The organism is Streptomyces sp. NBC_01515 (assembly GCF_045040345.1).
Lineage (GTDB): Bacteria > Actinomycetota > Actinomycetes > Streptomycetales > Streptomycetaceae > Streptomyces.
On sequence record NZ_CP109416.1, the window covers coordinates 10,256,116 to 10,281,635 of the forward strand.

Annotated in this window: 19 protein-coding genes; 8 read left to right on the top strand and 11 right to left on the bottom strand. The window is 70.8% G+C overall.

Annotation, left to right across the window (positions count from 1 at the left end):
- Window positions 1-11: 11 nt before the first annotated feature.
- The 3 genes from OG407_RS45335 to OG407_RS45345 are packed head-to-tail and all read right to left on the bottom strand — an operon-like array spanning window position 12 to window position 1,983.
- Entirely contained in the window at window positions 12-707 is a 696-nt protein-coding gene (locus tag OG407_RS45335; protein ID WP_405866696.1) for a phosphatase PAP2 family protein, read from the bottom strand.
- Window positions 704-1,309: a phosphatase PAP2 family protein gene (locus tag OG407_RS45340; protein ID WP_405866698.1), complete on the bottom strand. Its 606-nt coding sequence runs from the start codon at window positions 1,307-1,309 to the stop codon at window positions 704-706. Before OG407_RS45340 ends, OG407_RS45335 begins: the two co-directional genes overlap by 4 nt.
- A complete protein-coding gene (locus OG407_RS45345; RefSeq protein ID WP_405866700.1) occupies window positions 1,306-1,983 on the bottom strand; it encodes a DedA family protein in 678 nt (225 codons plus the stop codon). Before OG407_RS45345 ends, OG407_RS45340 begins: the two co-directional genes overlap by 4 nt.
- Before the next feature lie 233 nt (window positions 1,984-2,216).
- Here OG407_RS45345 and efeU point away from each other — a divergent pair, with 233 nt between their 5' ends.
- The 3 genes from efeU (at window position 2,217) to OG407_RS45360 (ending at window position 7,101) form a co-directional block, all read left to right on the top strand.
- Entirely contained in the window at window positions 2,217-4,271 is a 2,055-nt protein-coding gene (efeU, locus tag OG407_RS45350) for an iron uptake transporter permease EfeU (RefSeq protein WP_405866702.1), read from the top strand.
- Window positions 4,272-4,506: 235 nt separating this feature from the next.
- Entirely contained in the window at window positions 4,507-5,778 is a 1,272-nt protein-coding gene (efeB, locus tag OG407_RS45355) for an iron uptake transporter deferrochelatase/peroxidase subunit (RefSeq protein WP_405866704.1), read from the top strand.
- A gap of 159 nt (window positions 5,779-5,937) precedes the next feature.
- Window positions 5,938-7,101, top strand: coding sequence for a HoxN/HupN/NixA family nickel/cobalt transporter (locus OG407_RS45360; protein ID WP_405866706.1), 1,164 nt, complete (start codon window positions 5,938-5,940; stop codon window positions 7,099-7,101).
- Window positions 7,102-7,133: 32 nt separating this feature from the next.
- Here OG407_RS45360 and OG407_RS45365 read toward each other — a convergent pair whose 3' ends face one another.
- The 4 genes from OG407_RS45365 to OG407_RS45380 all read right to left on the bottom strand — a co-directional run bounded on the left by OG407_RS45365 (window position 7,134) and on the right by OG407_RS45380 (window position 11,471).
- Entirely contained in the window at window positions 7,134-8,093 is a 960-nt protein-coding gene (locus tag OG407_RS45365) for a hypothetical protein (RefSeq protein ID WP_405866708.1), read from the bottom strand.
- Window positions 8,094-8,104: 11 nt separating this feature from the next.
- Complete coding sequence (locus OG407_RS45370) at window positions 8,105-9,577, bottom strand: APC family permease (RefSeq protein ID WP_405866710.1); 1,473 nt, start codon at window positions 9,575-9,577, stop codon at window positions 8,105-8,107.
- A gap of 223 nt (window positions 9,578-9,800) precedes the next feature.
- Entirely contained in the window at window positions 9,801-11,204 is a 1,404-nt protein-coding gene (gene sthA, locus OG407_RS45375) for a Si-specific NAD(P)(+) transhydrogenase (protein ID WP_328675653.1), read from the bottom strand.
- Window positions 11,205-11,273: 69 nt separating this feature from the next.
- Window positions 11,274-11,471: a hypothetical protein gene (locus OG407_RS45380; RefSeq protein WP_405866712.1), complete on the bottom strand. Its 198-nt coding sequence runs from the start codon at window positions 11,469-11,471 to the stop codon at window positions 11,274-11,276.
- Between the two features lie 154 nt (window positions 11,472-11,625).
- On the opposite strand from OG407_RS45380, the gene OG407_RS45385 reads away from it, so the two are divergent.
- Together OG407_RS45385 and OG407_RS45390 are read left to right on the top strand one after the other, a co-directional pair.
- Window positions 11,626-13,461 carry a glycoside hydrolase family 15 protein gene (locus tag OG407_RS45385; RefSeq protein ID WP_405866714.1) on the top strand — a complete coding sequence of 612 codons (1,836 nt, stop codon included), beginning with the start codon at window positions 11,626-11,628 and terminating at the stop codon, window positions 13,459-13,461.
- 126 nt (window positions 13,462-13,587) lie between these two features.
- Window positions 13,588-15,075, top strand: a complete 1,488-nt coding sequence (locus OG407_RS45390; protein ID WP_405866716.1) for an esterase — start codon at window positions 13,588-13,590, stop codon at window positions 15,073-15,075.
- 85 nt (window positions 15,076-15,160) lie between these two features.
- Here the strand turns inward: OG407_RS45390 and OG407_RS45395 are convergent, their stop codons facing one another.
- The 3 genes from OG407_RS45395 to OG407_RS45405 form a co-directional block, all read right to left on the bottom strand.
- Window positions 15,161-17,893 carry a SpoIIE family protein phosphatase gene (locus OG407_RS45395; protein WP_405866718.1) on the bottom strand — a complete coding sequence of 911 codons (2,733 nt, stop codon included), beginning with the start codon at window positions 17,891-17,893 and terminating at the stop codon, window positions 15,161-15,163.
- Between the two features lie 76 nt (window positions 17,894-17,969).
- Window positions 17,970-20,513 (bottom strand): SpoIIE family protein phosphatase, encoded by a 2,544-nt coding sequence (locus OG407_RS45400; protein WP_405866720.1) that lies wholly within the window; start codon window positions 20,511-20,513, stop codon window positions 17,970-17,972.
- 267 nt (window positions 20,514-20,780) lie between these two features.
- The gene (locus tag OG407_RS45405) at window positions 20,781-21,056 is read right to left on the bottom strand and encodes a hypothetical protein (protein ID WP_405866722.1); all 276 of its coding nucleotides are present in this window, start codon (window positions 21,054-21,056) and stop codon (window positions 20,781-20,783) included.
- A 307-nt stretch (window positions 21,057-21,363) separates the two neighbouring features.
- On the opposite strand from OG407_RS45405, the gene OG407_RS45410 reads away from it, so the two are divergent.
- Window positions 21,364-22,545: a cytochrome P450 gene (locus OG407_RS45410; protein ID WP_405866724.1), complete on the top strand. Its 1,182-nt coding sequence runs from the start codon at window positions 21,364-21,366 to the stop codon at window positions 22,543-22,545.
- A gap of 43 nt (window positions 22,546-22,588) precedes the next feature.
- Here the strand turns inward: OG407_RS45410 and OG407_RS45415 are convergent, their stop codons facing one another.
- The gene (locus OG407_RS45415; RefSeq protein ID WP_405866726.1) at window positions 22,589-23,083 is read right to left on the bottom strand and encodes a MarR family winged helix-turn-helix transcriptional regulator; all 495 of its coding nucleotides are present in this window, start codon (window positions 23,081-23,083) and stop codon (window positions 22,589-22,591) included.
- 93 nt (window positions 23,084-23,176) lie between these two features.
- On the opposite strand from OG407_RS45415, the gene OG407_RS45420 reads away from it, so the two are divergent.
- Together OG407_RS45420 and OG407_RS45425 are read left to right on the top strand one after the other, a co-directional pair.
- Window positions 23,177-24,454: a multidrug effflux MFS transporter gene (locus OG407_RS45420; RefSeq protein WP_405866728.1), complete on the top strand. Its 1,278-nt coding sequence runs from the start codon at window positions 23,177-23,179 to the stop codon at window positions 24,452-24,454.
- Window positions 24,455-24,823: 369 nt separating this feature from the next.
- Window positions 24,824-25,519 (top strand): DUF4232 domain-containing protein, encoded by a 696-nt coding sequence (locus tag OG407_RS45425; protein ID WP_405866730.1) that lies wholly within the window; start codon window positions 24,824-24,826, stop codon window positions 25,517-25,519.
- Window position 25,520 lies beyond the last annotated feature (1 nt).

The window sequence follows — 25,520 nt, forward strand, 5'->3', positions numbered from 1 at the left end:
GGTGAGCAGGTCTACAGGCGGGTCCGCTCCCGAGGTGGCCCGGCCGTATCCGTCCCGTCGGCCATCAGCCGCGTCGGCAGCCACCAGGCCGCCGCGCACAAGCACACCCCGAGCCAGCCGACGGCGAACAGCCAGCCACCGACGACATCCGTGAACCAGTGCACGCCCAGATACACCCGCGTCAGCCCGACCAGCGCGCCCCAGCAGCCGACGGCCAGACAGAGCGGGGTTCTCCCGTGCGGGGCGCGCACGGATATCGCGAGGATGACGAGTCCGGCGGTGAGTGCCGCCGTGGTGGTGTGGCCGGAGGGGAAGGACCAGCCCGAGGCGTGTCCGGCCCAGTTGCTCAGTGCCGGGCGGGGGCGCGAGACCAGTTCCATCACGCCGTAGCGCAGGCCTTGGCCGGTGGCGAGGCAGGCCGGGGCGAGGGTGGCGGCGAGGAGGCGTTGGCGTGTGGTGCGGCCGGTGAGGAGTGCGGCCAGGACGACGAGGGCGTAGGGGATGACGCCCGTGCCCGTCGCGGTCAGGCCCCGGGCGAACGCCAGCGCCACGTCCGGGCGGTGCCCGACGGACCAGGACAGCGCGTCCTCGTCGGTGAAGAGCGGAGCGCCCTCGTGTCCGATCACGACCATGCTCAGCACGCCGAACGCGGTCCAGGCGCCGAGGCCCGCGCTGCCCGCCAGTTCGGCGATGTCCTCGCGTTTCATGACACCAGCAGCGGTCGCAGCCGGGTGGCCGTGATCCACCGGGTCAGGGACTCCGGCCGCCGTTTCAGCAGAACCATCGCGCCGAGCGCCAGGAGCGCGCCGACGGCTACGCCCGCCACGACGTCATGCGGATAGTGGACCCCGACCCAGACCCGGGAGCCCGCCATCGCGAGCGCGGCCACGGCGGCGACCGCACCGAGCCGGCGGGAGACGAAGAACAGGGCGACCGCTGCCGCCGCCGCGATCGTCGCGTGGTTGCTGGGAAAGGACCAGTCGCCCGGCGCCGGACACGCCTCCAGCGTCACCACGTGCAGGCTCCGGCAGGGCCGGCTCTCCCGCACCGCCGACTTGAGCAGCGAGTCGATGCCGTACGCGGCGACCACGACCACCGGCACGGCCAGTGCCGTCACCGCCGCCTCGGCACCGATCCGGCGCGCCCGCCACCAGCCCATGACCATCAGCACGGCGAACACCACGAGCCCGTAGGTCGACCACGCCGAGACCACGCTGTCCAGCCAACTGGGCGCATGCTGAGCGGAGTTGACCACATCCGTGTAGGCCTCGCCGTCGATCGACGCCCCCTGGAACGCGTCGAGGATCATCCGCGTACCTCCCCGGCCTTGGCTGCGCGGGTGGCCTTGCGGGAGCGGTGCACCTCGGCGGCGAGAGGGAGCAGCGACACGACCACGATCAGGGCGACCATGGGCAACAGGTACTTGTCGACGTTCGGGATCGAGGAGCCCAGCGCGTATCCGGCGAGCGTCAGCCCCAGGCTCCACACCAGACCGCCGGTCACCTGCCACACGGTGAACGTCCGGACCGGCACCCCGAGAGCGCCCGCCATCGGGTTCAGGACCGTCCGTACGACGGGCACGAAGCGGGCCAGTACGACCGCCTTCGCGTAGCCGTACCGCTCCAGCAACTCCTCGGCCCGCCGGGCGCCTTCGTGCAGGCGGGCCGAGCGACTGCGGGCGAGCAGGGCGCCGCCCGCCTTCCGGCCGAGCAGATAGCCGCACTGCGCCCCGACGAGCGCGCCCACCGCCGCCGCGACCAGCAGGGGCGGCAACGACAGCTTCACGGCTCTGTCGGCGCCGCCGGTGCACAGCAGACCCGCCGTGAACAGCAGCGAATCGCCGGGCAGGAAGAACCCGATCAGCAGCCCCGTCTCGGCGAACATCACCACGCCGACACCCAGCACACCGAAGGTGGCCAGCAGCGACCTGGCGTCCAGCACGTTCACGGCGAGCTGGGAGGCCAGGTCCAGGGGTGTGGTCATCGGCGCGCGCCCTTCCGCAGGTATGACTGCAAACGATCCGACTACAAATCTGTAGACGGTCTACTCAACTGTAGACGATCGCGGCCCACGGGAAGTTCCGCACTTTTGCCCGGTCGTTGCCGATTCATGACTGATCGACTACATGCATGTAGTCATGATGGTCCGCGGCGGTAAGGCATGCCTTCGCTAACCAACGTCACGGGGCCGGTACCGGCCGGGGAGGGCCGCACGACATGTGGGACGACGCGTTTCCGAGCTTTCTGATCGGGCTGCGGGAGGGGCTGGAGGCGGGACTCATCGTCTCGATCCTGGTCGCCACCCTCGTCCGCGCCGATGCCAAGTCCCGGCTGCCGCAGGTGTGGACGGGGGTCCTGGCCGCGATCGCCCTCGCGCTGAGCTTCGGCGCCGTCCTCACCTTCACCGCGGCGAACCTCTCCGCCACGGCCCAGGAAGCCTTCGGCGGTGTCCTCAGCGTGATCGCCGTCGCGTTCGTCACCGCGATGGTCTTCTGGATGCGCCGCTCGGCCCGCACCTTCTCCGGCGAGATCAGGGAGAAGGTGACCGGCGCGCTCGGCATGGGCGCGGGCGTGCTGATGCTCACCTCGTTCCTCGCGGTGGGCCGCGAAGGCCTGGAGACGGCGCTCTTCCTGTGGACCACCGCCCGCGCGGCAGGCGAGTCCGCAGGCCCCCTGACCGGCGCCGGCATCGGGCTCGTCCTCGCGGCGGTCCTGTGCTGGGGCCTGTACCGCCGTGTCCTCCGGATCAACCTGACGAAGTTCTTCACCGCCACCGGCGTCGTCCTCATCGTCATCGCGGCCGGAGTCCTCGGCTACGGTCTGCGCGACCTCCAGGAGGGCGGCGTCCTCCCCGGCCTGACCACCTACGCCTTCGACCTCAGCGGCAGCGTCGACGCGGGCTCCTGGTACAGCACCCTCATCCAGGGCGTGTTCAACCTGATGCCCACGATGACCTGGCTCCAAGTGGTGGGCTACGTCGGCTATTTGGCAGTGGTGATGCCGCTGTTCGTGCGCGGCGTAAAGACGCGATCGCCCGAACCTGTGGCAGACCCCGCGCCCGAACCCGCCTCCGCGACAGCCCAGTTGAACGAGTCGTCCCCGTCGCCGCGTCGCCGCCCCGTCTGGGTCGTCCCGGTCGCGGTGGTCGCCGTACCGGCGGTCGTGGCCGGGCTCGTCGTCGCCGTCTCCCGCCCCAAGCCAGCGAGTTCGGAGACGGTGGCCGTATCCGAGACGGAGTGCGGCAAGGGCTTCACCGCACCCGACACCGGCCGGCAGACCTTCCAGATGCACAACACCGGCGACAAGACCGCCGAGGTGTATCTGATCGACCCGGCCACCAACGCGGTCTACGGCGAGGTCGAGGGCCTCGCTCCCGGCACCACCCGGGACCTGGTCGCCACCGTCGCGGGCGGCTCGTACGCCTGGCGCTGCGTGCCCACCGGCGCGAAGGCCGTCACCTCCGCCACGGTCCATGTCAGCGGCACGGGAGGTGCGGTGAAGGCGGTCGTCCCCGTCTCCGAGAACGACCTCGCCGTACCCCTCAAGACCTACAAGGTGTACGTCGACCAGGGCCTGGCCACGCTCATCACCCAGACCCGGCAGCTCAGCGACGACATCGCGGGCAACCACCTCGCCAAGGCGCGCACCGACTGGCTGACCGCGCACCGCACGTACTCCTCCCTCGGCGCGGCCTACGGCACCTTCGAGGACTTCGACCAGAAGATCAACGGCAGGGCCGACGGGCTGGCCGGGGGAGTTCAGAACAAGGACTTCGCGGGCTTCCACCGGATCGAGTACGGGCTCTGGCACGGGCAGTCGGCGGGCGAGTTGAAGGCGCCGGCACAGCAACTCGTCGCCGCGGTGGTGGGGTTGCGGAAGGCGTTCCCGACTCAGGACTTCGACCCCGGGGACCTGCCGTTGCGGGCCCACGAAATCCTGGAGAACGCCCTGCAGTTCGAGCTGACCGGCGACACCGACGAGGGCAGCGGCACCAACCTCGCGACCGTCGACAGCAACCTCGCCGGCACGCGCGAGCTGCTCACCGTACTCAAGCCGCTCCTCACCAAGGAGTCCCCGAAACTGCTTCCCGGCGTCGACGCCGACATCGCCCGGTTGCAGAAGCTGCTCGACTCGGCGCACCGGGGCGGTAGTTGGACGCCGGTCGAGCAGCTGGACGGTACGACGAAGGCCCAACTCGACGGTGCCACCGGGCAGTTGCTGGAGGACCTGGCGCCGGTGCCGGACCTGCTGGAGATCAGGAAGTCCGCCTGATGAGCGCAGAGGACAGGCAGGGCGCGGACGGCACGCGCGGTACCGAGAACTCGCAGGGCACGGACAGCGTTCGTGGTACCGAAAACACCCAGGGCGCCGGGAAAACCCGGGGCGCCACGAACTCGCAGGGCGACGGAAACACCCGCAACGTCGACAACACCCGCCGCTCCCAGAACCCCCACCCCACCCGGACCCCCTACCCCACCCAGACCCCCGCAGTGAAGGGACCCGTCCGATGTCGTCTGCTGAAATCCCGGGCTGTCCGGCCGGAGCCGGTCGCCGCTCCTTCGTGCGGACGGCGCTCGGTGCCGGGGCCGCCGGAGCGGTGCTGGCGGGCGGGGCGTTCGCGCTCGCGGAGACGGGCGGTACGGCTCAGGCGCAGGCCGCCGACACCACGAACGGCGCCAAGGTGCCCTTCCACGGCACCCACCAGGCCGGCATCCTCACGCCCACCCCGGCCGCCGCGACCTTCGTCTCCCTCGACGTGATCGCCGACAACCGTGCCGAACTGGCCGACCTGCTGCGGACGATCACCGAACGGGCCCGCTTCCTCACCTCCGGCGGTACCCCCGCCGACCTCGGCGTGGGCGCGCCGCCCGCCGACAACGGCATCCTCGGACCGGACGTACCCGCCGACGCCCTCACGGTCACTGTCGGTGTGGGCGCGTCCCTCTTCGACGACCGGTACGGACTCGCCAAGGCCAGGCCGCGGCGGCTGACCCCGATGAAGACCTTCCCGAACGACAACCTGCGTGCCGCCGAGTGCCACGGCGACCTGTCGCTCCAGGTGTGCGGCGCACGCCAGGACACGGTGCTGCACGCGCTGCGCGACATCGCCCGGCACACGCGCGGCGGCATGCAGATCAAGTGGCGCATCGACGGTTTCCAGAACACCCCGCGCCCCACCGGCACCCAGCGCAACCTGCTCGGCTTCAAGGACGGCATAGCCAACCCGGACGTGAAGTCCACCCGCGAGACCGACCGGCTGATCTGGATCGGGGACGGACAGGACGAACCGGCCTGGGCGAGCGGCGGCAGCTACCAGGTGATCCGGATCATCCGCATGCTCGTCGAGTTCTGGGACCGCGTCTCGCTCAGCGAGCAGGAGCTGATGTTCGGCCGCCGCAAGGACACCGGCGCCCCGCTGGACGGTGCCAAGGAGACGGACATCCCGCACTACGCCAAGGACCCCAAGGGCGCGGCGATCCCGCTCGACGCCCACATCCGCCTCGCCAACCCGCGCACCGCCGCCACCGACACCTCGCGCATCCTGCGTCGCGGCTACAACTACGACCGGGGCATCGACGCCGTCGGCAACCTCGACATGGGCCTGGTCTTCTGCTGCTACCAGCAGGACGTGCGGCGCCAGTTCGAGGCGACCCAGACGAGGCTGATCGATGAACCCCTCGTCGACTACATCTCCCCGACCGGCGGTGGTTACTTCTACGCGCTGCCGGGCGTGAAGGACGCCAAGGACTGGCTCGGCAGGGGTTTGATGGCGACCTGACCAGGGATTTTCCCTCCCCTTGGGCAAGACCTGCCGTGGTCTTTGCCGACCGTTACTGCGAACGGGTTGCAGGTACGGGAGGATGGCACGAGGTTGCTCGCGGCAACCGCGCAGCCATGCCCGCACCCGTACCTGTACCCGGCAGAAAGGCCCTCCTCGATGACGGCCGCCCCTGAATCCACGTCGACCCTCCCTGTCACGGCCGGGGCTTCGCGGCCTTCGCTCTGGTACCGCGTCCGCACGTCGATGACGCGGCAGGAGTGGACCCGGGTCGGCGGGATGGCCGCGTTCGTGCTGGGGCTGCACGTGATCGGCTGGTTCACGCTCGTGTGGATCGTGGCGCCGGGGCACTACAGCGTCGGCGAGAAGTCCTTCGGCATCGGCATGGGCGTGACCGCGTACACGCTCGGCATGCGGCACGCGTTCGACGCGGACCACATCGCGGCGATCGACAACACGACCCGCAAGCTGATGAGCGAGGGACAGCGCCCGCTGTCGGTGGGCTTCTGGTTCTCCCTCGGCCACTCCAGCATCGTCTTCGGCCTGACCCTCCTGCTCTCCCTGGGCGTGAAGGCCCTCGCCAACCCGGTCCGCGACGACAACTCCCAGCTCCACGACGTCACCGGCCTGATCGGTACGACGGTCTCGGGCACGTTCCTGTACGTCATCGCCGGCATCAACCTCGTCATCATGGCCGGCATCTGGAAGGTGTTCCGCCAGATGCGCTCGGGCCACTACGACGAGGCCGCGCTGGAGGAACAGCTCAACAACCGCGGCTTCATGAACCGCATCCTCGGCCGCTTCATGAAGTCGATCACCAAGTCCTGGCAGATGTACCCGCTGGGCCTGCTGTTCGGCCTCGGCTTCGACACGGCGACGGAGATCGCGCTGCTGGTGCTCGCGGGTTCGGGCGCCGCGTCCGGCCTGCCCTGGTACGCGATCCTGTGCCTGCCGGTCCTCTTCGCGGCCGGTATGTCGCTGCTCGACACGATCGACGGCACGTTCATGAACTTCGCCTACGGCTGGGCCTTCTCCAAGCCTGTCCGCAAGGTCTACTACAACCTCACGATCACCGGCCTGTCCGTCGCCGTCGCCCTGATCATCGGCACGGTCGAACTCCTGGGTCTGTTCGCCGAGAAGCTCGACCTCCACGGCTTCTTCTGGGACTGGGTCGCGGGCCTCGACCTCAACATCATCGGCTTCCTCATCGTCGGCCTGTTCTTCGCGACCTGGGTGGTGGCCCTGCTGGTGTGGAAGTTCGGCCGCATCGAGGAGAAGTGGACAGCGAGCCTGGCCCAACCGGCGCAACAGCCCGCGGAATAGCCGCTATTGGGCACAGCGACGAACCGGACCGCTCACGGCCGCACCCCCAACTCCTTCCGCCACTTCATGATCTGCTTCTCCGCATCCCCGGTGTACGACCACGGAGTCGTCGTGGCCCGGCGCCCCATCATGGCCAGGACCGCCTCGGAGATGTCCTTCGTCCCCGCGTAACAGGCCGCGTGGGCAAGGTAGTTGAGGTCGCGGAGTTCGCCGGGCGGGAAGGGGCCGTCCTCGCGGGCGGTGATCCAGCGTTGCCAGGTGCGGCGGACGTCGCTGACCGCGCCGTCGTGGGTCCAGTGCTGGCCGAGGCCCACCGCGGCCTGGTGGCCCTTCGCGGCGTCGAGGGCGTAGCGGTACTCCTCGACGCGGGCGTACTGCACCAGGACCGGCAGGGTGCAGCCGGGCGGCGCCACGCCCGCCGCGTCGCGGGCGAAGTCGTACATGAGGCCGTGGCTGCCGTGCCAGCGGGAGGAGTAGTAGTGGAGGACCTGGAGATGGCCCTCGACGCTGTAGGGGTCGCGGCGGTGCAACTCGTCCCACCAGCGGGCGAGTTCCTGACGTCGTACGCCAGAGGGATAGAGGCGGGCCACGGAGATCAGAGAGATCCACGGGGTGGGGTCGTCCGGGTAGGCCTCCGAGGCCTGGAGGCAGGCCATGACGGCGGCGTCGATGCGGTTCCGGTCGATCGGCACGCCCCGGCCCGCCGCGATGGCGATGTTGAACGCGCGGGCCGTCTCCGTCGCCGCGCGCAGCGTGAGCGCGTCGCCGCTGTGGGGCTCGGCGGCCAGCCACGACTCGACCGTGGAACTGCTCGCGCAGGCCTGCGCGAGGGTCCGGATCCGGTGGCCCCGGCCGAGCCAGTGCGCGCCGGTGTTCCGCAGCAGGTCCCGCAGCCCCTGCCAGCGGCCGATGACGATGTCCTGGCGGGCCGAACTGAGGTACGCGTCCCCGCAGTCGGGGTCGAAGTCGGGGGTGTAGCGGTCTCGCGCCATCGGGGTGCCCCTCAGAAATCGGTCGGGAGACCCTGATGGACCCGGGACTGTTCGGGCACGAAGTCGTCGGGGACGTAGTCCGTCTCGACGGTGTGCGTGGCGTCGAGGCGTGCGGGGCGGTAGTAGTCGCTGCCCTGCTTCCAGTACCAGAACATGGGGACCAGCCCTACGGCCAGGCCGCCCACGCCGATGGTGATCGCCGCGTCGCTCAGGCTGCTCAGCGACTCGACGAAGATCCAGAACATGAACAGGGCGCCGAACAGCGGCCACAGCCCGCCGAAGAGGAAGTTCGACGCGGACCTGAACAGCATCTTGCGGTAGGCGACGACCACCGCGAGGCCCGCCAGGCCGTAGTACACGGCGATCTGCAGACCGATCGCCGAGATCGCGTCGGAGAGGATCTCGCCCACCGAACCGAGCGCGTTCGAGGCGATGAACATCACCAGCGCCACCCCGCCGACCACGGTGATCGCCACCCACGGCGTGTTCCAGGTGCGGTGCACCTTGCCCAGCGCGGCCGGCATCGTACGGTCGCGGCCCATCGCGAACAGCGAGCGCGTGACCTGGATGAGGGTGGTCTCCAGGGTGGCGATGGTGGACAGCATCACCGACACGATGAGCAACTTGCCGCCCCAGCCCGGCCACAGCTCGTCGCCGAGCACCGCCAGCACGTTGGCGTCGTTGTTCTCGATCTGCCGCGAGGTCAGGATGATGTTCACCGCGATGGTGAACACCTCGAAGAGGAGGAAGACGATGCCGACGCCGATCAGGCCCGCGAGTCCGGTCGTACGACGGCTGTTGCGGGTCTCCTCGCTGAGGTTGCTGGTGACGTCCCAGCCCCAGTAGTAGAACGCGGCGATGAGCGCGCCCGACGCGAAGCCGGACACCCCGTCGAAGTGGCTGAAGCCCAACCAGGACCAGTCGAAGGCGCGGGCGTTGTCCGTGTGGACAAGGGCGAACACCGCGAACAGCGCCAGGATGCTCAACTCGACGCCGGACATGAGGAGTTGGGCCCGGACCGTGAGCCGGGCGCCGCCGAGCACCACGAGCAGCATGATCACGAACCAGGCCGCGCCCACCACCGTCGACAACGCCGTGTTGTCCGCGAGGCCTTGATCGAAGAGGGACAGGGTCATCGACCCGGCGGGCAGCGACCCGGCGACCATGAAGATGGTCGCGGAGACCACCAGGGCCCAGCCGCTGATGAAGCCGAGAAAGGGGTGCAGGGTGCGGCCCACCCAGGAGTAACTGGCCCCCGCGTTCACGTCGATACGGCCGAGATAGCTGAACGCCAGCGCGATGCCCAGCATCGGTATCGCGCAGTAGAGAAGGGCCGCCGGACTGGCCAGCCCCACCGCGCCGACCAGGACCGCGGTGGTCGCGGCCAGCGAGTACGCCGGGGCGCTGCCCGCCACGGCCATCACCACGGTGTCGAACGTACCGAGGGCGTTGGCCTGCAGCCCTCTGCCCCTGTTGTTGCTCATGGATGCGCTGCTTTCCGTCTTGCACGACGTGCGGAGTTGAGCGGACCGGCCCCGGACCCGGAGAGGGGTGGCCTCGGGTCAGTGGCCGGTCGGAACAACAGAAGGGAATGGCGGATACCGCTTAACCGCTGCGTCGGCGGACGGTCACACCGTGTGTGGGTGTGATGATAGCCGTACCTCTTGACCTTTCAAGATTGACCAGCGAGTAATCTCCTGTGAACGGTCAGTCGCCGAGTCGGTCGATCTGCCGCAGTTTGTTCGTCGCGTCGAGGGCGGCGACCTTGTAAGACTCCGCGAGGGTCGGGTAGTTGAAGACCGCGTCCACGAGATAGTCGACCGTGCCGCCGCAGCCCATCACCGACTGGCCGATGTGAATGAGCTCCGTCGCGCCGGTACCGAAGCAGTGCACGCCGAGCAGGGTGCGATCGGTGGGGGAGACCAGCAGCTTGAGCATGCCGTGCGAGTCGCCGATGATCTGGCCGCGCGCGAGTTCGCGGTAGCGGGAGATCCCGACCTCGAACGGCACGCACTCCTCGGTGAGTTGGTCCTCGGTCTTCCCGATGAAACTGATCTCCGGGATGGTGTAGATGCCGATCGGCTGCCGGTCGTCGATCCGGTGCACCGGCTCACCGCAGGCGTGGTACGCGGCCGTACGGCCCTGCTCCATCGAGGTCGCGGCGAGGGCCGGGAAGCCGATGACGTCGCCGACGGCGTAGATGTGCGGCACGGCGGTGCGGAAGTTCTCGTCGACGTCGATCCGGCCGCGCCGGTCGGCGGACAACCCGGCCTTGTCCAGGTCGAGTTCGTCGGTCAGGCCCTGCCGTCCCGCGGAGTACATCACGGCGTCGGCCGGGATCTTCTTGCCGCTCTCCAGGACGGTCAGCGTGCCGTTGGTGTGCCGCTCGACGGCGGCGACGGTCTCCCCGAAGCGGAAGGTGACGGCGAGGTCCCGCAGGTGGTACTTGAGCGACTCGATGACCTCCAGGTCGCAGAAGTCGAGCATCCCTGCGCGCTTCTCCACCACGGTGATCTTGCTGCCGAGCGCGGCGAACATCGAGGCGTATTCCATGCCGATGACACCAGCGCCGACGATGACCATGGACCGCGGGACCTTGGGCAGGTCCAGGACGTTGTCCGAGTCCATGATGGTCCGCCCGTCGAACTCGACGGTGTCCGGGCGCGCGGGGCGGGTCCCGGTGGCGATGACGATGTGCTCCGCGGTCAACAGCCGTTCGTGGCCGGTGATCTCGGTCAGCGCGACGGTGTGCGGGTCGACGAAGCGGCCCGTGCCGGCGAACAGGGAGACCTGGTTGCGGGACAACTGGTTGCGGATGACGTCGACTTCACGGCTGACCACGTGCTGGGTGCGCGCGGTGAGGTCGCCGACGGTGATGTCGTCCTTCAGGCGGTAGCTCTGCCCGTACAGATCGCGCTGGGTGAGGCCGGTGAGGTACAGCACCGCCTCGCGCAGCGTCTTGGAGGGGATGGTCCCGGTGTGGATGGAGACCCCACCGACCATGTCGGGGCGGTCGACGACGGCGACCCGGCGGCCGAGCTTGGCCGCGGCGATGGCGGCCTTCTGGCCACCCGGTCCTGAACCGATGACAAGCATGTCGAAGTCGGGCACCTCCGGAGTCTGTCAGCCGGGGTGCCTTCTCCGAAAGGGTGAACGGGTAACCAGGTGCCGGCGAGACGGCTAGGGAAGCAGTTTGTCCAGCGCCGCCGCCCCCTCCGCCGCGATCTTCCGCCGGGCCCACTCCAGGCTGTCCGGGGTGACATCCCGGCCGGCCGCCAGGACCACGTCCTCCGGAGTCACCTCCGTGCCGGTGCGGGTGTGCAGCAGGGCGTCCGGGGTGACGCGATCGGCGTCTTCATCGGGTTGCGCTGTCGACATGGTGCCTCCTCGTCGAGACCGGGCACGTGCCGTGGGTCCCACTCCCACGATTCCCCGCCCATCCCCAGTGTGCATCCGGAAGAGTGGCCGATCGAGAACCTGAACCTAAGCTGGGAACCGGCCCGCGCGGGCCCGAACCAGGGAGGCTGCCGCGATGGTCGAGACCCCGCCCGAGCAGGACACCCCCACCGGACCCGGATATCTGCCCATCGCCGAGCACGGACTGATCGGCGATCTGCGGAGCGTGGCGCTGGTGGGGACCAACGGCACGATCGACTGGTACTGCTGCCCGTCCTTCGACGCCCCCAGCGTCTTCGCCGCGATCCTGGACGCGGAACGCGGCGGCTCCTTCGAGCTGGCCGCCTCCGTGCCCGCGCGCACCAAGCAGTTCTACTTCCCCGACACCAACGTCCTGATCACCCGGTTCTACACCGAGGAGGGCGTCGGCGAGGTCCAGGACTTCATGCCGGTGACCGGGGAGGCGGACGCCTCCGCCCGGCACCGGCTGATCCGGCGCGTACTGTGCGTGCGCGGCTCGGTGCCGTTCCGGATCCGCGTCGCCCCGAGGTTCGACTACGGCGCCTCGCCGCACACCGCGCGGATGGTCGGCGACGTGGCGCTCTTCGAGTCCGCCGAGAAATCCCTCGCGCTGACCGCCACCGTCCCCCTGGAGTGCGACGACGTCGACGTGTGGGCCGACTTCAAGCTCGACGAGGGCGAGTCCGAGGTGTTCGCCCTGGACCAGGTCGACGGCGAGGTGGCCTCGCGCCCCTGCGCCCGGCAGGAGGCCGAGGACGAGTTCGCCTCGACGGTCGCCTACTGGCGCCACTGGATCTCCCAGTCCCGCTACCGGGGCCGCTGGCGCGAGATGGTCCACCGCTCCGCCCTCACCCTCAAACTGCTGACCTACGCCCCCACCGGCGCGATCGTCGCGGCCCCCACCACCAGCCTCCCCGAACAACTCGGCGGCGAGCGCAACTGGGACTACCGCTACGTCTGGATCCGCGACGCCGCCTTCTGCGTCTACGCGCTCCTGCGCCTCGGCTTCACCGGCGAGGCCAAGGCGTTCATGCAGTTCGTGACCCGCTACATCAGCCCCGGCGACGGCAACCCCTCCGGCCCGCTCCAGATCATGTACGGCATCGACGGCCGCACCGAACTCACCGAACGCGAACTCCCGCACCTCGAAGGCCACCGGAAATCCGCCCCGGTCCGCGTCGGCAACGCGGCATCCGACCAGCTCCAACTCGACATCTACGGCGCCCTGATCGACTCCATCTACCTCTACGACAAGTGGGCCGAGCCCATCTCCAGCTCTCAGTGGGACGACGTGTGCGCCCTCGTCGACTGGGTCTGCGACAACTGGGACCAGCCCGACGAGGGCGTCTGGGAGACCCGCGGCGGTCGTAAGAACTTCCTCTACTCACGCCTGATGTGCTGGGTCGCGATCGAACGCGGGATCCGCCTCGCCAACCGCCGCGGCCTGCCCGCCGACCTCCCGCACTGGCTGAAGTGCCGCGACACCATCTACCGCCGCATCATGGACCGCGGCTGGTCGGTCAAACGCCAGGCCTTCGTCCAGTACGAGGGCAGCGACGTCCTCGACGCCGCCCTGCTGATGATGCCGCTGGCGAAGTTCATCGCCCCCACCGACCCCAAGTGGCTTTCCACACTGGACGCGTTGACCGAGGAACTCGTCTCCGACTCCCTCGTCTACCGCTACAACCCGCAGGCCAGCCCCGACGGCCTGCGCGGCGACGAGGGCACGTTCTCGATCTGCTCCTTCTGGTACGTCGAGGCCATGGTCCGCGCCGGCCGCGTCGACGAGGCCCGCCTCGCCTTCGAGAAGATGCTCACCTACGCCAACCATCTCGGCCTGTACGCCGAGGAGATCGGCCGCACCGGCGAGCAACAGGGCAACTTCCCCCAGGCGTTCACCCATCTCGCCCTGATCAGTGCCGCGTTCAACCTGGACAAGGCCCTCGGCTGATCGCGTCCGCATCGGGCAACAAGTGTCACCGAGGTGTCACAGCACACCGGGGCACCACAACTCTCGCGTCATGTCTCGTGTCGAACCCGTTGACCGCAACACAATTGATCCACGGGGGAACACATCATGACGAACGTGTCACGCAAGAAGGTCTCCGCCGCCGTCGCGTCCGCGACCTTCCTGCTCCTGGCCGGCGCCGGCATCGTCGCCGCCCCGGCCAGCTACGCGGGCGTCCCCGGCGGCACCAGCGCCGTCGACCGCAACAGCGACTTCAACGGGGACGGCTACGACGACGTCCTCATCGGTGCCCCGGACGGCACCGTCGACGGCAAGAAGGGCGCCGGCTACGTCACCGTCCAGTACGGCGCCCCGAACGGCATCGCCACCAACAACACCGTCCCCAAGGGCCACACGGCCGTCATCAGCCAGTCCACGCCCGGCGTCCCCGGCACCTCGGAGACCTACGACTCCTTCGGCCGGGCGATCGCCACCGGCGACGTGAACGGCGACGGCTACGACGACGCGATCATCGGTGCCCCCGGCGAGGACGAGGGCAGCCTGGAGAACGCCGGCCGCGTCACCGTCCTCTACGGCTCCAAGGCCGGCCTGGGCGCCGAGGCGAACACCTCCTTCACCTCCACCAAGCCGGCAGCGGACGCCCGCTTCGGCCAGTCCGTGGCGGCGGCCCGCTTCACCGGCGCCACCGACGCCGACGAGATGGCCGTCCTGGACGACAACGGCGCCCAGATCTTCGCCTTCCACACCGACATCCTGCACCTGATGGGCACCCTGAACACGACCACGGCCCCCGGCGGCCACCGCATCCAGCCCGCCTACCTCACCACCGGCGACTACGACCGCAACGGCTTCGCCGACCTGGTCGTCTCCGGCTACAGCCCCGACGACGACTACCAGCAGGGCTGGTCGGCCCTCTACGCGGGCGGCGACACCGAGTTGACGTACCGTCAGGACCTGAACGGCGGCCTCGGCACCGCCTCCGGCGACATCAACGGCGACGGCTACGACGACCTGGTGGTCGGCCAGCTCAGCAGCGCCGACGACAAGGCCGAGGGAGACGACGGCGGCAAGATCGCTGTCTACTACGGCGGTTCGGAGGGCCCCGCCGGTCCCGCCGACTGGTGGTCGCAGAACTCCCCGGGTGTACCCGGCACTTCGGAGCACGGTGACGCCTGGGGCAACGACCTCTCCGTCGGCGACGTCAACGGCGACGGCTACGCGGACATCGCCGTCGGCGCACCCGGCGAGGACATCGGCACGGTCCAGGACGCGGGCGCCGTATGGCTGTTGCGCGGTTCGGGCAAGGGCGTGACCGCGACCGGCGCCCAGTCCTTCGACCAGAACACCGCCGGCATCCCCGGCGCCGCCGAGGCCGACGACGCCTGGGGCACCCAGGTCCGGCTGGCCGACACGGACGCGGACGGCCGCAGCGAACTGGTCGCCTCCGCGCCCGGCGAGAACGCCGGTGACGGCTATGTGTGGTTGCTCCCGGCCGGCCCCAAGGGCCTGCTCGCCGACGGCTCTTCGCTGTACAGCGCGGCCGACCTCGGCGGCGCGGCGAAGGGGGCGGGCTTCGGGTCGGCGATCGACGAGTAAGCCTTCGGCGACTGAGGGGAAGCAGTGTGACAGCGCCCGTACCGGCTCGTCGGCCGGTGCGGGCGTTGCCCGTCAACTGGGTTGGTCACAGCGCCTGTTCGGCCCAGATGACCTTGCCCGCCGGGGTGTACCGGGTGCCCCAGCGTTCCGAGAGCTGGGCCACCAGGAACAGGCCCCGGCCGCCCTCGTCGGTCATCGCCGCGTACCGCAGATGCGGTGACGTGGTGCTGCCGTCGTAGACCTCGCAGATGAGGGTGCGGTCGCGCAACAGGCGGACGCGGACGGGGTCGTTGCCGTAGCGGATCGCGTTGGTGACCAGTTCGCTGAGGATGAGTTCGGTGGTGAACGTCAGCTCGTCCAGGCCCCAGTGGGTGAGCTGGCGGGTGACCGAGGCGCGCATGTCGGCGACGGCGGCCGGGTCGGACGGGACGCGCCACTCGGCGATGCGGTCGGCGCCCAGGGCGCGGGTGCGGGCGACGATCAGGGCGATGTCGTCGCTCGGGCGTACCGACAACTCCGAGTCGAGGACGGCCCGGCAGGTGTCCTCGGGGGAGTCGCCGGAGCCGGTGAGCGCCGTGCGCAGCATCTCCAGGCCGACGTCGATGTCCCGCTCCCGGTCCTCGACCAGGCCGTCCGTGTACAGGACCAGCCGACTGCCCTCGGCCAGCTCCAACTCGGCCGTCTCGAAAGGGAGTCCGCCGAGGCCGAGCGGGGGACCGGCGGGGACGTCGGGGAACTCGACGGTGCCGTCCGGCAGGATGAGGGCGGGCGGGGGATGGCCGGCGCGAGCGACGGTGCAGCGCAGGGTCACCGGGTCGTAGATCGCGTACAGGCAGGTCGCTCCGGTGACCGGAGCGACGCTGTCCTCGGTCGTCTCGTCCTGGTCGATGCGGCCGACCAACTCGTCGAGCAGGCCCAGGAGTTCGTCCGGCGGCAGGTCCAGCGCGGAGAAGTTGTGGACCGCCGTGCGCAGCCGCCCCATGGTGGCCGCGGCGTGCAGACCGTGTCCCACGACATCGCCGACGACCAGGGCGACCCGGGCGCCGGACAACGGCAGGACGTCGAACCAGTCGCCGCCGACCCCGGACTTCGCGGGGAGATACCGGTAGGCGACGTCGAGGGCGGTCTGTGCGGGCAGCCGGCGGGGCAGCAGGCTGCGCTGGAGGGTCACCGCCATGCCGTGTTCGCGGGTGTAGCGGCGGGAGTTGTCGATGGACACGGCCGCGCGGGCGACCAACTCCTCGGCGAGGGCCAGCTCCTCCGTGTCGAAGGGGTCCGGCTTGTCGGAGCGCCAGAAGTTGACCACGCCGAGGATGAGGGCTCCGGCCCGCAGCGGCACGGTGATCAGCGAGTGGATGCCGTACTCGACGACCTGCGCGGTGCGTTCGGGGTCCTGGGTGAGCCAGCCGGGGGCGTCGCTCAGCCGGGGTTCGACGACGGCCTCGCCGGTGTCGAGGCTGCGTGCCTGCGGGGAGGACGCCACGAACTGGATCTGCTTGCCGACCGGGTAGAGCGGGGCGTCGTCCCGGACCCCGGTGTTGGCCGTGCGGCGCAGCTCGGTCCCGGGCTGCGGTTCCTCGCCGCTCAGTACGGCGTCGTAGAGGTCGACCGTGACGAAGTCCGCGAAGCGGGGGACGGCCAGTTCGGCGAGTTCCTCGGCGGTGCGGGTGACGTCCAGGCTGGTGCCGATGCCCACTCCGGCGTCGTAGAGCATGTTGAGGCGTTCGCGGGCGACCTCGGCGCGGCCGGAGAGGGCACGGAGTTCGGTGGAGTCGCGGAGCGTGGTGACGCTGCCGGCGGGGCCGCCCTTGAGGTCGGTGGGGCGCTGGTTGACGGCGAGCAGCCGGTCGCCGACCCGGTGCACCTCGTCCGTCGCGACCCGCGCGGAGGCGAGCAGCGCGGTCATGTCGGCGTCGAGTCCGAGGTCGAGGACCAGGCGCCCCTCGGCGTTCTCGGGCAGGTCGAGCAGCTGGCGCGCCTCGTCGTTCGCGAGCAGCAGCCGGCCCTCGCCGCCGACGATGATCACGCCCTCCCGTACGGCGTGCAGCACCGCGTCGTGGTGCTCGTACATCCGGGTCATCTCGTGCGGGCCCAGGCCATGGGTCTGGTGCTGGAGACGTCTGGTGACCAGGGCCGTGCCCCCGAGGGCGAGGATGAGTGCCACCCCGGCGGCGGTCAGCAGGAGCGGCAGCTGCTGGTCGGCGGCGCCGCCGACGTTCGCCTTCGTCACCCCGGCCGACACCAGGCCCACGACCTTGCCGTCGTCGGCCCGGACGGGAACCACGGCCTGCACCAGCGGTCCGATGGTGCCGGTGAGTTCCTCGGTGACTACGTGCCCGGCGAGCGCGGGGGCGATGTCCCCGACGAACTTCTTGCCGATGCGGTCCGGCTTGGGATGGGTGTAGCGGATCCCCTCGGTGTTCATCACGACGATGAAGTCGACCTTGGACGACTTGCGCGCGGCCTCGGCGCGCGGCTGGAGGATCGCCGTGGGATCCGCGCTGCGCAGGGCGGCGACCGTGCCCGGCGCGTTGGCGAAGGTCTCGGCGACGGCCACCGACCGGTTGCGGGCCTCCTGCGTGCTGTCGTGCCGCACCTGGAGCACCTGCGCCACCACGGCCGACACGACCAGCAGCAGCACGATCACCAGCTGCAGCATGAACACCTGCCCGGCGACGCTGCGGCCACCCAGCTTCCCGCCCAGCGGCGCCCGCCGGTGTTCGCGCGCCCGACGGGCACGGTCGTACGGGCGTTGCGCGCGCAGACCGTCGAGGCGGTGGGTCGACCGGGCCCCGGGCCGACCCGTCAGGCGGACCATGTGCCCATGTCTACACTGCCTGACCTCAGGAGGCGAGGGGCGTCACGGGCGGTGACAGGCAGTGGCCGGCCGGGGGTCACGGGTGCCGTCCGGGCTTGGCGCGGCGGGCGGCGAGCAGCAGCGCGATGTCGTCCGGGCGGTCGGCCGCGTGCCGGGCCGTCGCGGTGAGCCGGTCGGCGACACCGCCCAGGCCACCCCCGCCCGGCCGCGCGGCGGGCCCGCCCGCCTTCGCGAGGGCGACGCGCAGGGCGGCGATGCCGTCGTCGATGTCGACACCGGGCCGCTCGACCAGGCCGTCCGTGTAGAGCGCGAGGATGGAGTCGGGCTCCAGTTGCAGCTCCGCGACCGGGTACTGGGCGTGCGGGTCCACCCCGAGGACTACGCCTCCGGGTATGTCCCAGACGCGGGTGCGGCCGTCCGGGGTACGGATCAGCGGCGGGGGATGCCCGGCCCGCGCGACCCGGACCAGCCCGCTCGCCGGGTCGAGGCGGAGGTAGCAGCAGCTCGCGAACTGCCCGGGGTCGAGGTCGATGAGGAGGTGGTTCGTGCCGCTCATCACCTCGTCGGGCGGCCGGTCGCCGAGCGCGAACGCCCTTACCGCGCTGCGGAGTTGACCCATCGTGGCGGCGGCCTGGACACCGTGCCCCTGGACGTCGCCGATGACCAGGGCCAGACCGTCACCGGCCTCGACGACGTCGTACCAGTCGCCGCCCACCTCCATGCCCTGGGTGCCCGGCAGATAGCGCCCCGCGGTCTCCACCTGCGGGTGGGAGGAGAGCCGGCGGGGGAGGAGGGCCTGCTGGAGGCCGCGGGCGAGGGCGGCCTCCGAGTCGTAGCGCTGGGCCTTCTCCATCGCGTGGGCGATCAGTCCGGCGAGGGCGGTGAGCACCGCGCGCTCCTCGCCGCTGAAGCTGCGGGACCGGTCGAAGCCCAGGATCGCCGAGCCGACCGGGCGCCCGGACGCGATCAGCGGCAGGAACGCGCGGGCGCCCTCCTCCGCGTCGAGCGGGATGCCCGGGTAGGCGTCCGCCAGCTGCTGCATGGAGTCGAAGAAGAGCGGGCGTCCGGTGGTGAGGGTCTCCACCCCGGGCAGCCGGGCGTCGAGACCGACCCCGTCGAACGGGGCGAGGAAACCCTGCGGGAAGCCGGTCTCCCAGGCCAGGTACAGATGCCGTTCCTGGAGCAGATAGATCGCGAGGCGCCGGCCGCCGAACGCGGGCAGCAGCTCCTTCATGACCACCGCGGACACCTGGCGGGCGGTGACCGCCTCCGTCAGCGCGATGGCGAGCACGATCGGCCGGTACAGCGGAGCCAACGAGGTGACGCCGTTGTCCGGACCGCCGTCCCCGTCGGCGCGCACCGGCACCAGCGGCAGCGGCGGCCCCGACACCCGGGTCGAGGGGGCGACCGTGCACGTCAGCCGGTCCTGGCCCGGATGGACGGCCATCGCCAGCCAGTCGCTCTGGTACGGCTCCTGCCCCTGCTCCCGCTCGTCCGGGCGCCGGACGTGGAAGTGCACCGGCCCCAGCGACAGCAGGGCGCCGCGCAGCTGGTCCTCGCAGCCGATCTGGTTCAGCCAGGGCACGCCCTCCCACAGCGGGCGGCCCAGCAGCTCCTCGCGCGGCCGGCCCAGCAGCTGGGCGGCGCGCGGATTGGCGTAGGTGACCAGCCCCAGCCGGTCCAGGCAGAACACCCCGTCCGGGAGGAGATCGGCCACGCTGTCCGCCAGCGGCGCGGAGCCCGGGTCGACGACGACACCGCTGACCGGGTACCCGCCGTCCGGCGGGAGCGGCCCGGTGGCAGGCGTCCACAGGTCCAGCAGCCGGGCCGAACCGTCCGCCGCCCGCACCCGCAGGGGCAGCGGCGGGGGCTTCCCGGCGGCCGTGGCCCGCAGCGCGGCCATGACCTGGTAGGTGTCGCCCGGCGCCACGACGTCCGCGAGCGCCTGAGCGGTGCCGGGGAACTCCGCGGGCTCCACGCCCAGCAGGGCGTGCAGGGAGCCGTCGCCGGTCACGGCCGCGGTCCTCGGATCCCATGCGAACCGGGCCATACGGCCCTCCGGGCGATGCGCGGCCGTCGTCCGGACGCACACGGGCTCGCCGTCCCAGGCGACGTAGGGACCGTCCTCGTCCTTGTGCTCGTCCTCCAGCTCGGCCAGCGCCCTGCCCAGCTCCTCGGCCAGCCGGGTCATCCGGTCCCGCCCGGACAGCACCTCGGTGGCGTCCGCGGCGGAGGGCCGCAGCACGGTCAGCACGCCGTACGTCGTCGATCCGCCGATGACGGGGACGTACAGGGACCCGAACTGGAACGGCAGGCTCGCGGCGAACTGCGGATAGCGGCGCATGGTCTCGGTGGCGTTCGGCAGGACCACGTGGACGCCGAGCCGGTAGGCGTCCGCGACGGGGAACTTGCTGTCGACGTGCAGCCGCCCCCAGGGCCGGAACAGCGGCCCGGGCAGCCCCGCCAGCACGCCGAGACGCAGCAGTCCGGGCGTGCTCGACCGCAGGTAGACGCCCCCGGAGTGGCCGTCGGCCGCGTCGATCGCCTCCGTCGATGCGTCGATGAGCAGCTCGGCGAGCCGTCCGGGCGTCCCCTTCTCGCGCTCGGCACTCCCAGTCATTGGGGCACTACCTCGTCCCTGTGGCGCCGGGTGGGTGACACAGCAAGAATGCGCCAGGACGCGGCCCGGGTCACCTGGGCGGACGGGATGGGCTGGAGAGACACAGGTATCGCCGGTCCGTCGGGGTCTGATGAAGTGATCAAGAGTGACTCAAGTGTGGGTGGGGTCGGGTGCGGGGTGCCGCCGGCGGTCTTGCCGGCGGTTCGGCCGGTGTCGTCGGCTCATGACGAAGGCCCCTCGGCGTGGTGCGGAGGGGCGATTCGCGGGTCAGGCGACGGGGGTGGGGCGACCGGGGGTGGTGCTGCGGTCGCCCGGGGTGCGGGCGTCGTACGGGAGCGCGTTCTTCGCGTGCGAGGTGTCGCGCTGTGTGCTGCGTACGCCGAGGTCGACGGCCCCTGCGCGGTCGGGGCGCCCGTGGTCGGCCCTCCGGGAACCGGCGGACCAGTCGGTCCTCGCCGGGTCCGCCGCGTCACGGTCGTGCGTCGTCCGGCCGGTGCGCTCGGGTACGGCGAGCGTTCTTCCGGCGGACCGGGGTGTGGCCATGGGGCTGAGCCCTTTCGGATCGACGCGATAAGTAGGCAGGCAGGAGAAGGGAGTTGAGGTCCGACCCGCGTCAGCGATCGGTCCTCGACCCATGGCGTTCAGGATGGCGCAAACTACGCCCCGCGCGGGGCGAATTCGATCTGTTGCCCTCGCCGGAAATGACCGGCCTGCCTCCGATTCGCCGACCGTGGCGGCGTCTCCGGCACGGGAACCGCACCGCACAGCCCCCGCCCACCCCACCCGCACCCCGATTGTTAGCCTCGGTCATGGCCAGTTTCCCATTCCCCCTGCCCCGTCACGGTTCGCGATGAGTACGGTCGCCGCCGCCTCCTTCCCGCTCGGTGCCGGGACGACGCTCGCCGAACTCGCCCAGGACCCCCACCTCCGGCTGGCGCGGCTTCGGGAGAGCGAACCCGTGTCCTGGCTGCCGGAGTTGGACGGGTGGCTGGTCACGCAGCGGGATCTCGCGCTGCATGTGATGCGGGACGCGGCCACCTTCACCGTGGACGACCCGCGCTTCTCCACCGCCCAGGTCGTCGGCCCGAGCATGCTGTCGCTCGACGGGGAGCGGCACGCCCGCCACCGTGAACCGTTCACCGCGCCCTTCCGCCCCCGCGAAGTACGGGACGGTTTCGCCTCGTTCATCGAGCGCGAGACCGACCGGCTCGTCACCGCGCTGCGACCGGCGGGCGCCGGTGAACTGCGGCGCGCCTTCGCGGGGCCGCTCGCGGTCGCCGTCGTGACCGAGGCGCTCGGGCTGACCGGTACCACCCCGGACACGGTCCTCTCCTGGTACGACGCGATCGTGCGGGCGGTCTCGGACATCACGGCAGGCCACGAGGCGGGAGCCGCCGGTACCAAGGCGTACGCGGAACTGCGCGCCGCCGTCGAAGCCACCGTCGCCGACCGGGGCGGAGCCTCACTCCTCGGTTCCGCCGCCGGACAGCTGACACTCCCCGAAGTCGCCTCCAACGCCGCCGTGTTGATGTTCGGCGGCATCGAGACCATCGAGGCGATGATCACCAACGCCCTGCTGCACCTCCTGCGCCACCCCGACCAACTCGCCCTCGTCCAGGCCGACATGGGCCTGCTGGACGGCGCGATCGAGGAATCGCTGCGCCTCGAACCCGGTGCCGCCGTCGTGGACCGCTACGCCACCCGCGACACCGTCCTCGGCCCGGCCACGATCCGCGAGGGCGACCTGGTCACCGTCTCCCTCACCGGCGCCAACCGCGACCCGGCCGTCTTCCCCGACCCCGACCGTTTCGACGTCCGCCGCGAGAACGCCCGCCTCCAACTCGCCTTCGCCCACGGCCCGCACTACTGCCTCGCCGCCCACCTCGCCCGCCTGGAGACCCGCATCGCACTCCAGCACCTTCTCGAACGCCTCCCGGCCCTGCGGCTCGACCCGGACCACCCCACCGCCCCGCACGGCCTGGTCTTCCGCAAGCCGCCGACGCTGCACGTGCTGTGGGACGCCGCGACGTGATGCTGAGCCGAGCCCTCCGAGGGTGACGCTCCGTCAGGTCCCTTCAGTCGCGGCCCACTTGGCGTTCCATGACCTCCACCAACCGCCCCAGCGCACTCAGTACCTGCTCCCTGTCCTCACCCAGTCCCGCCAACAGCTGCACCTCGGCGGAGAGTTGGCGCGGAAACAGGTCGTCCACGGCCTTCGCCCCGGCCGGCGTGATGGTCACCAGGGCGGCACGCCGGTCGGCCGGGTTCGGTGTACGGGCGATGAAGCCGCGTTTCTCCAGCTTGCCCAGGGCCTTGCTGACGCCCGCGCGGGACAGCCCGAGCCATTCGGCGAGGCGGCGGGCGATCACCGGGTCGGTCGCGTGCCGTAGGGGGATCAGCATGTCGACCTCGGGGGCGGTGAGCGCGGCGCCCGCGTAGAGAGGCTCGACGGCCCGGTTCAGGAGCCCGGTGGCGTGCTTGAGCAGGCCGATCAGCTCCATGGGGGAGGTGTCGAGGCCGGGGTTGTGTTCGGTCCACTGTGCGCGGACATCGGCGGGGGAGGGCGACATGCGGCTCGTCTTCTCACTTCCTGGACCGGGCCTTCGTAGGCCTTCACTGATCCTTCATTGTTAACCGGTGAACCATCGGTTACCGTTGCGGTCATGGTATCGCCGTCCCCCTCCAGTCCCGCCGCCGCGAACGCCGCCGCACCGGCCGACTCCACCGACCCCTCGCGGCGCACAGCAGTCGCCCTGGTCGCTGTCCTCGCCGCGCTGACCGCGGTCGCCCCGCTCGCGACCGACATGTACGTGCCCGGTTTCCCCGCGATGGGGGACACGCTCGGGGCGAGCAGCTCGGCCGTACAGCTGACGATGACCGCGTTCCTGGCCGGACTCGTCGTCGGCCAGCTGCTGATCGGCCCGCTCAGCGACAGCCTCGGCCGCCGCGGACTGCTGCTGTCCGGAACGGCCGCGTTCACCGTCTTCTCCGTCGCCTGCGCACTCGCACCCGACATCGGCGTGCTCACAGGCGCCCGCTTCCTCCAGGGTCTCGCGGGCGCGGCCGGCATGGTGCTCGCCCGCGCCGTACTGACCGACCGCTTCCAAGGGGCCGAACTGCCCCGCTACTTCGCGGTCCTCTCCCAGATCATGGGCGTCGCGCCGGTCGCCGCACCGGTGCTCGGCGGGGCGATCCTCGCCGTGTCGACCTGGCGCGCGGTGTTCGTCGTACTGACCGTGATGGGCGGCCTGTTGCTGCTCGGCGTGGTCCGCAGGGTCCCGGAGACCCTGCCGCCCGAGCGGCGGCACGCGGGCGGGATCACGAACACCTTCCGCGCGATGGGGGAGTTGCTCGGACGCCGCACGTTCATGGGCTACGTCCTTGTCCTCGCGTTCATCTCGGCGGCACTGTTCGCCTACATCAGCGGCTCCAGCTTCGTCTTCGAGAACCTGCACGGGGTGTCCGCCACGACGTACTCCCTGATCTTCGCGAGCAACGCCGTCGCCATGCTGATCGCCGGCGCGACCTTCTCCCAACTCGCCGGACGGGTACGGCTGAACACCCTCCTCGTGGCCGCGGTCGCCGTCGCCTCGGTCGGTGCGCTGGGCCAGGTGCTGCTGGTGCTGACCGTGGGGGAGACCCTCGCCGGTACCTGGATCACCCTGTTCATCACGGCCGGCGGCATCGGCATGGTCTTCCCGTCGACCCTGAGCATCGGCCAGGCCCTCGGCCGCAACGCCCCGGGCGCGGCCTCCGCCCTCCTCGGCGGCCTGCAGTTCCTGTTCGGCGCGCTCGCGGCGCCGCTGGTGGGGGTGTTCGGGGAGGACAGTTCCCTGCCGATGGCGGTGATCATGCTGATCGCCGTGGCGGCGGCGGGAGTTGCACTGGTGGGGCTGGCCAGGCCGTGGGAGGGGCAGGGTGAGCCGACAGAGTCGGCGTAGGAACTGACAACCCGTCTGGAGCCTTCGAGGTTGCGCGAGTTCCTTGGTTCGGTCGGCGGGATGCTCAAGGCCGGCGATCAGTTGTGATTCTCGGGTTACGGGTCTGTCCCAACGGGCGGTGGCCGTGATCGAGTTCGCGACGGCGGCGGGAACCGCCGTCCGGGCTTGCGGTTGGCGCGTTCCGGCGCGTTGTGCCTGGTGACGGGGGACGCCGTACGGGGAGGCGCGTGTAACAGGACTGTCTTATGCGGTGGTTGTGCGGAACGGCCGACCCGGCCGAGCCGCTCTTGACGATCAGAAACGCCCGCTCGTACCGACGATCCGTACCGAGCGGCCGGCACTGACACCACCGATCCTGAGGATGAATCGATGCGCGTTCACAAGCTCACCTTCGCCGCCCTGGCCGTCGCCGCCGGTCTCTCCCTCACGGCCTGCCAGAGCGACGACGCCAGCACGGGAAAGAGTGACTCGTCGTCCGCGCCCACGGCGTCGTCCGGGTCCAACACCTCGTCCTCGGGCGGCAGTTCGGGTACGGGTGGCTCGGACCAGAGCGGTGCGAAGGCCTCCACGGGGACCGGCTCCGGTGGGTCCGGCTCCGGCGGTACGGGGACGGCTGCCGGTACCGGCTCCGACGTGAACGCCAAGGTCGGCAAGTGCCGTACCGACGAGCTGGAGGTCACGGCGAAGGACAACACCATCGACGGCGACACCGACCGGACCGTCGTGGTCGAGTTCAAGAACGGCGGCGGCCGGGACTGCGTGATCTCCGGGTACGCGGGCGTCGACCTGAAGACCAATGCGGGGACGCTGTCCGCGAAGCGCACCGGCCAGGAGACCACTTCGGCCGTCCTCAAGAACGGGAAGTCGACCTACTTCCCCGTCAGCTACCCGTTCAACAAGTCGGGCGGCTCCGGCGTCCGCATCACCGGCCTGGTGGTCACCCCGCCGAACGAGACGAAGTCGGTCACCCTCAACTGGCCGGGCGCCGCCACCCTGCCCGTCACGGACGGCTCCGGCTCCTCCGTGACGGTCGGCCCGGTCGGCAGCGCCGGCCAGGGCGGCTGAC

Excerpts from the sequence above, each read along its gene's own strand:
- OG407_RS45380 (WP_405866712.1), bottom strand. The coding sequence starts at position 11,471 with ATGTCGACAGCGCAACCCGATGAAGACGCCGATCGCGTCACCCCGGAC.
- OG407_RS45360 (WP_405866706.1), top strand. The coding sequence starts at position 5,938 with ATGACGGCCGCCCCTGAATCCACGTCGACCCTCCCTGTCACGGCCGGG.
- efeU (WP_405866702.1), top strand. The coding sequence starts at position 2,217 with ATGTGGGACGACGCGTTTCCGAGCTTTCTGATCGGGCTGCGGGAGGGG.
- OG407_RS45395 (WP_405866718.1), bottom strand. The coding sequence starts at position 17,893 with ATGGTCCGCCTGACGGGTCGGCCCGGGGCCCGGTCGACCCACCGCCTC.
- OG407_RS45365 (WP_405866708.1), bottom strand. The coding sequence starts at position 8,093 with ATGGCGCGAGACCGCTACACCCCCGACTTCGACCCCGACTGCGGGGAC.
- OG407_RS45400 (WP_405866720.1), bottom strand. The coding sequence starts at position 20,513 with ATGACTGGGAGTGCCGAGCGCGAGAAGGGGACGCCCGGACGGCTCGCC.
- OG407_RS45405 (WP_405866722.1), bottom strand. The coding sequence starts at position 21,056 with ATGGCCACACCCCGGTCCGCCGGAAGAACGCTCGCCGTACCCGAGCGC.
- OG407_RS45420 (WP_405866728.1), top strand. The coding sequence starts at position 23,177 with ATGGTATCGCCGTCCCCCTCCAGTCCCGCCGCCGCGAACGCCGCCGCA.
- OG407_RS45425 (WP_405866730.1), top strand. The coding sequence starts at position 24,824 with ATGCGCGTTCACAAGCTCACCTTCGCCGCCCTGGCCGTCGCCGCCGGT.
- OG407_RS45415 (WP_405866726.1), bottom strand. The coding sequence starts at position 23,083 with ATGTCGCCCTCCCCCGCCGATGTCCGCGCACAGTGGACCGAACACAAC.
- OG407_RS45390 (WP_405866716.1), top strand. The coding sequence starts at position 13,588 with ATGACGAACGTGTCACGCAAGAAGGTCTCCGCCGCCGTCGCGTCCGCG.
- efeB (WP_405866704.1), top strand. The coding sequence starts at position 4,507 with ATGTCGTCTGCTGAAATCCCGGGCTGTCCGGCCGGAGCCGGTCGCCGC.
- OG407_RS45410 (WP_405866724.1), top strand. The coding sequence starts at position 21,364 with ATGAGTACGGTCGCCGCCGCCTCCTTCCCGCTCGGTGCCGGGACGACG.
- OG407_RS45335 (WP_405866696.1), bottom strand. The coding sequence starts at position 707 with ATGAAACGCGAGGACATCGCCGAACTGGCGGGCAGCGCGGGCCTCGGC.
- OG407_RS45370 (WP_405866710.1), bottom strand. The coding sequence starts at position 9,577 with ATGAGCAACAACAGGGGCAGAGGGCTGCAGGCCAACGCCCTCGGTACG.
- OG407_RS45345 (WP_405866700.1), bottom strand. The coding sequence starts at position 1,983 with ATGACCACACCCCTGGACCTGGCCTCCCAGCTCGCCGTGAACGTGCTG.
- OG407_RS45340 (WP_405866698.1), bottom strand. The coding sequence starts at position 1,309 with ATGATCCTCGACGCGTTCCAGGGGGCGTCGATCGACGGCGAGGCCTAC.
- OG407_RS45385 (WP_405866714.1), top strand. The coding sequence starts at position 11,626 with ATGGTCGAGACCCCGCCCGAGCAGGACACCCCCACCGGACCCGGATAT.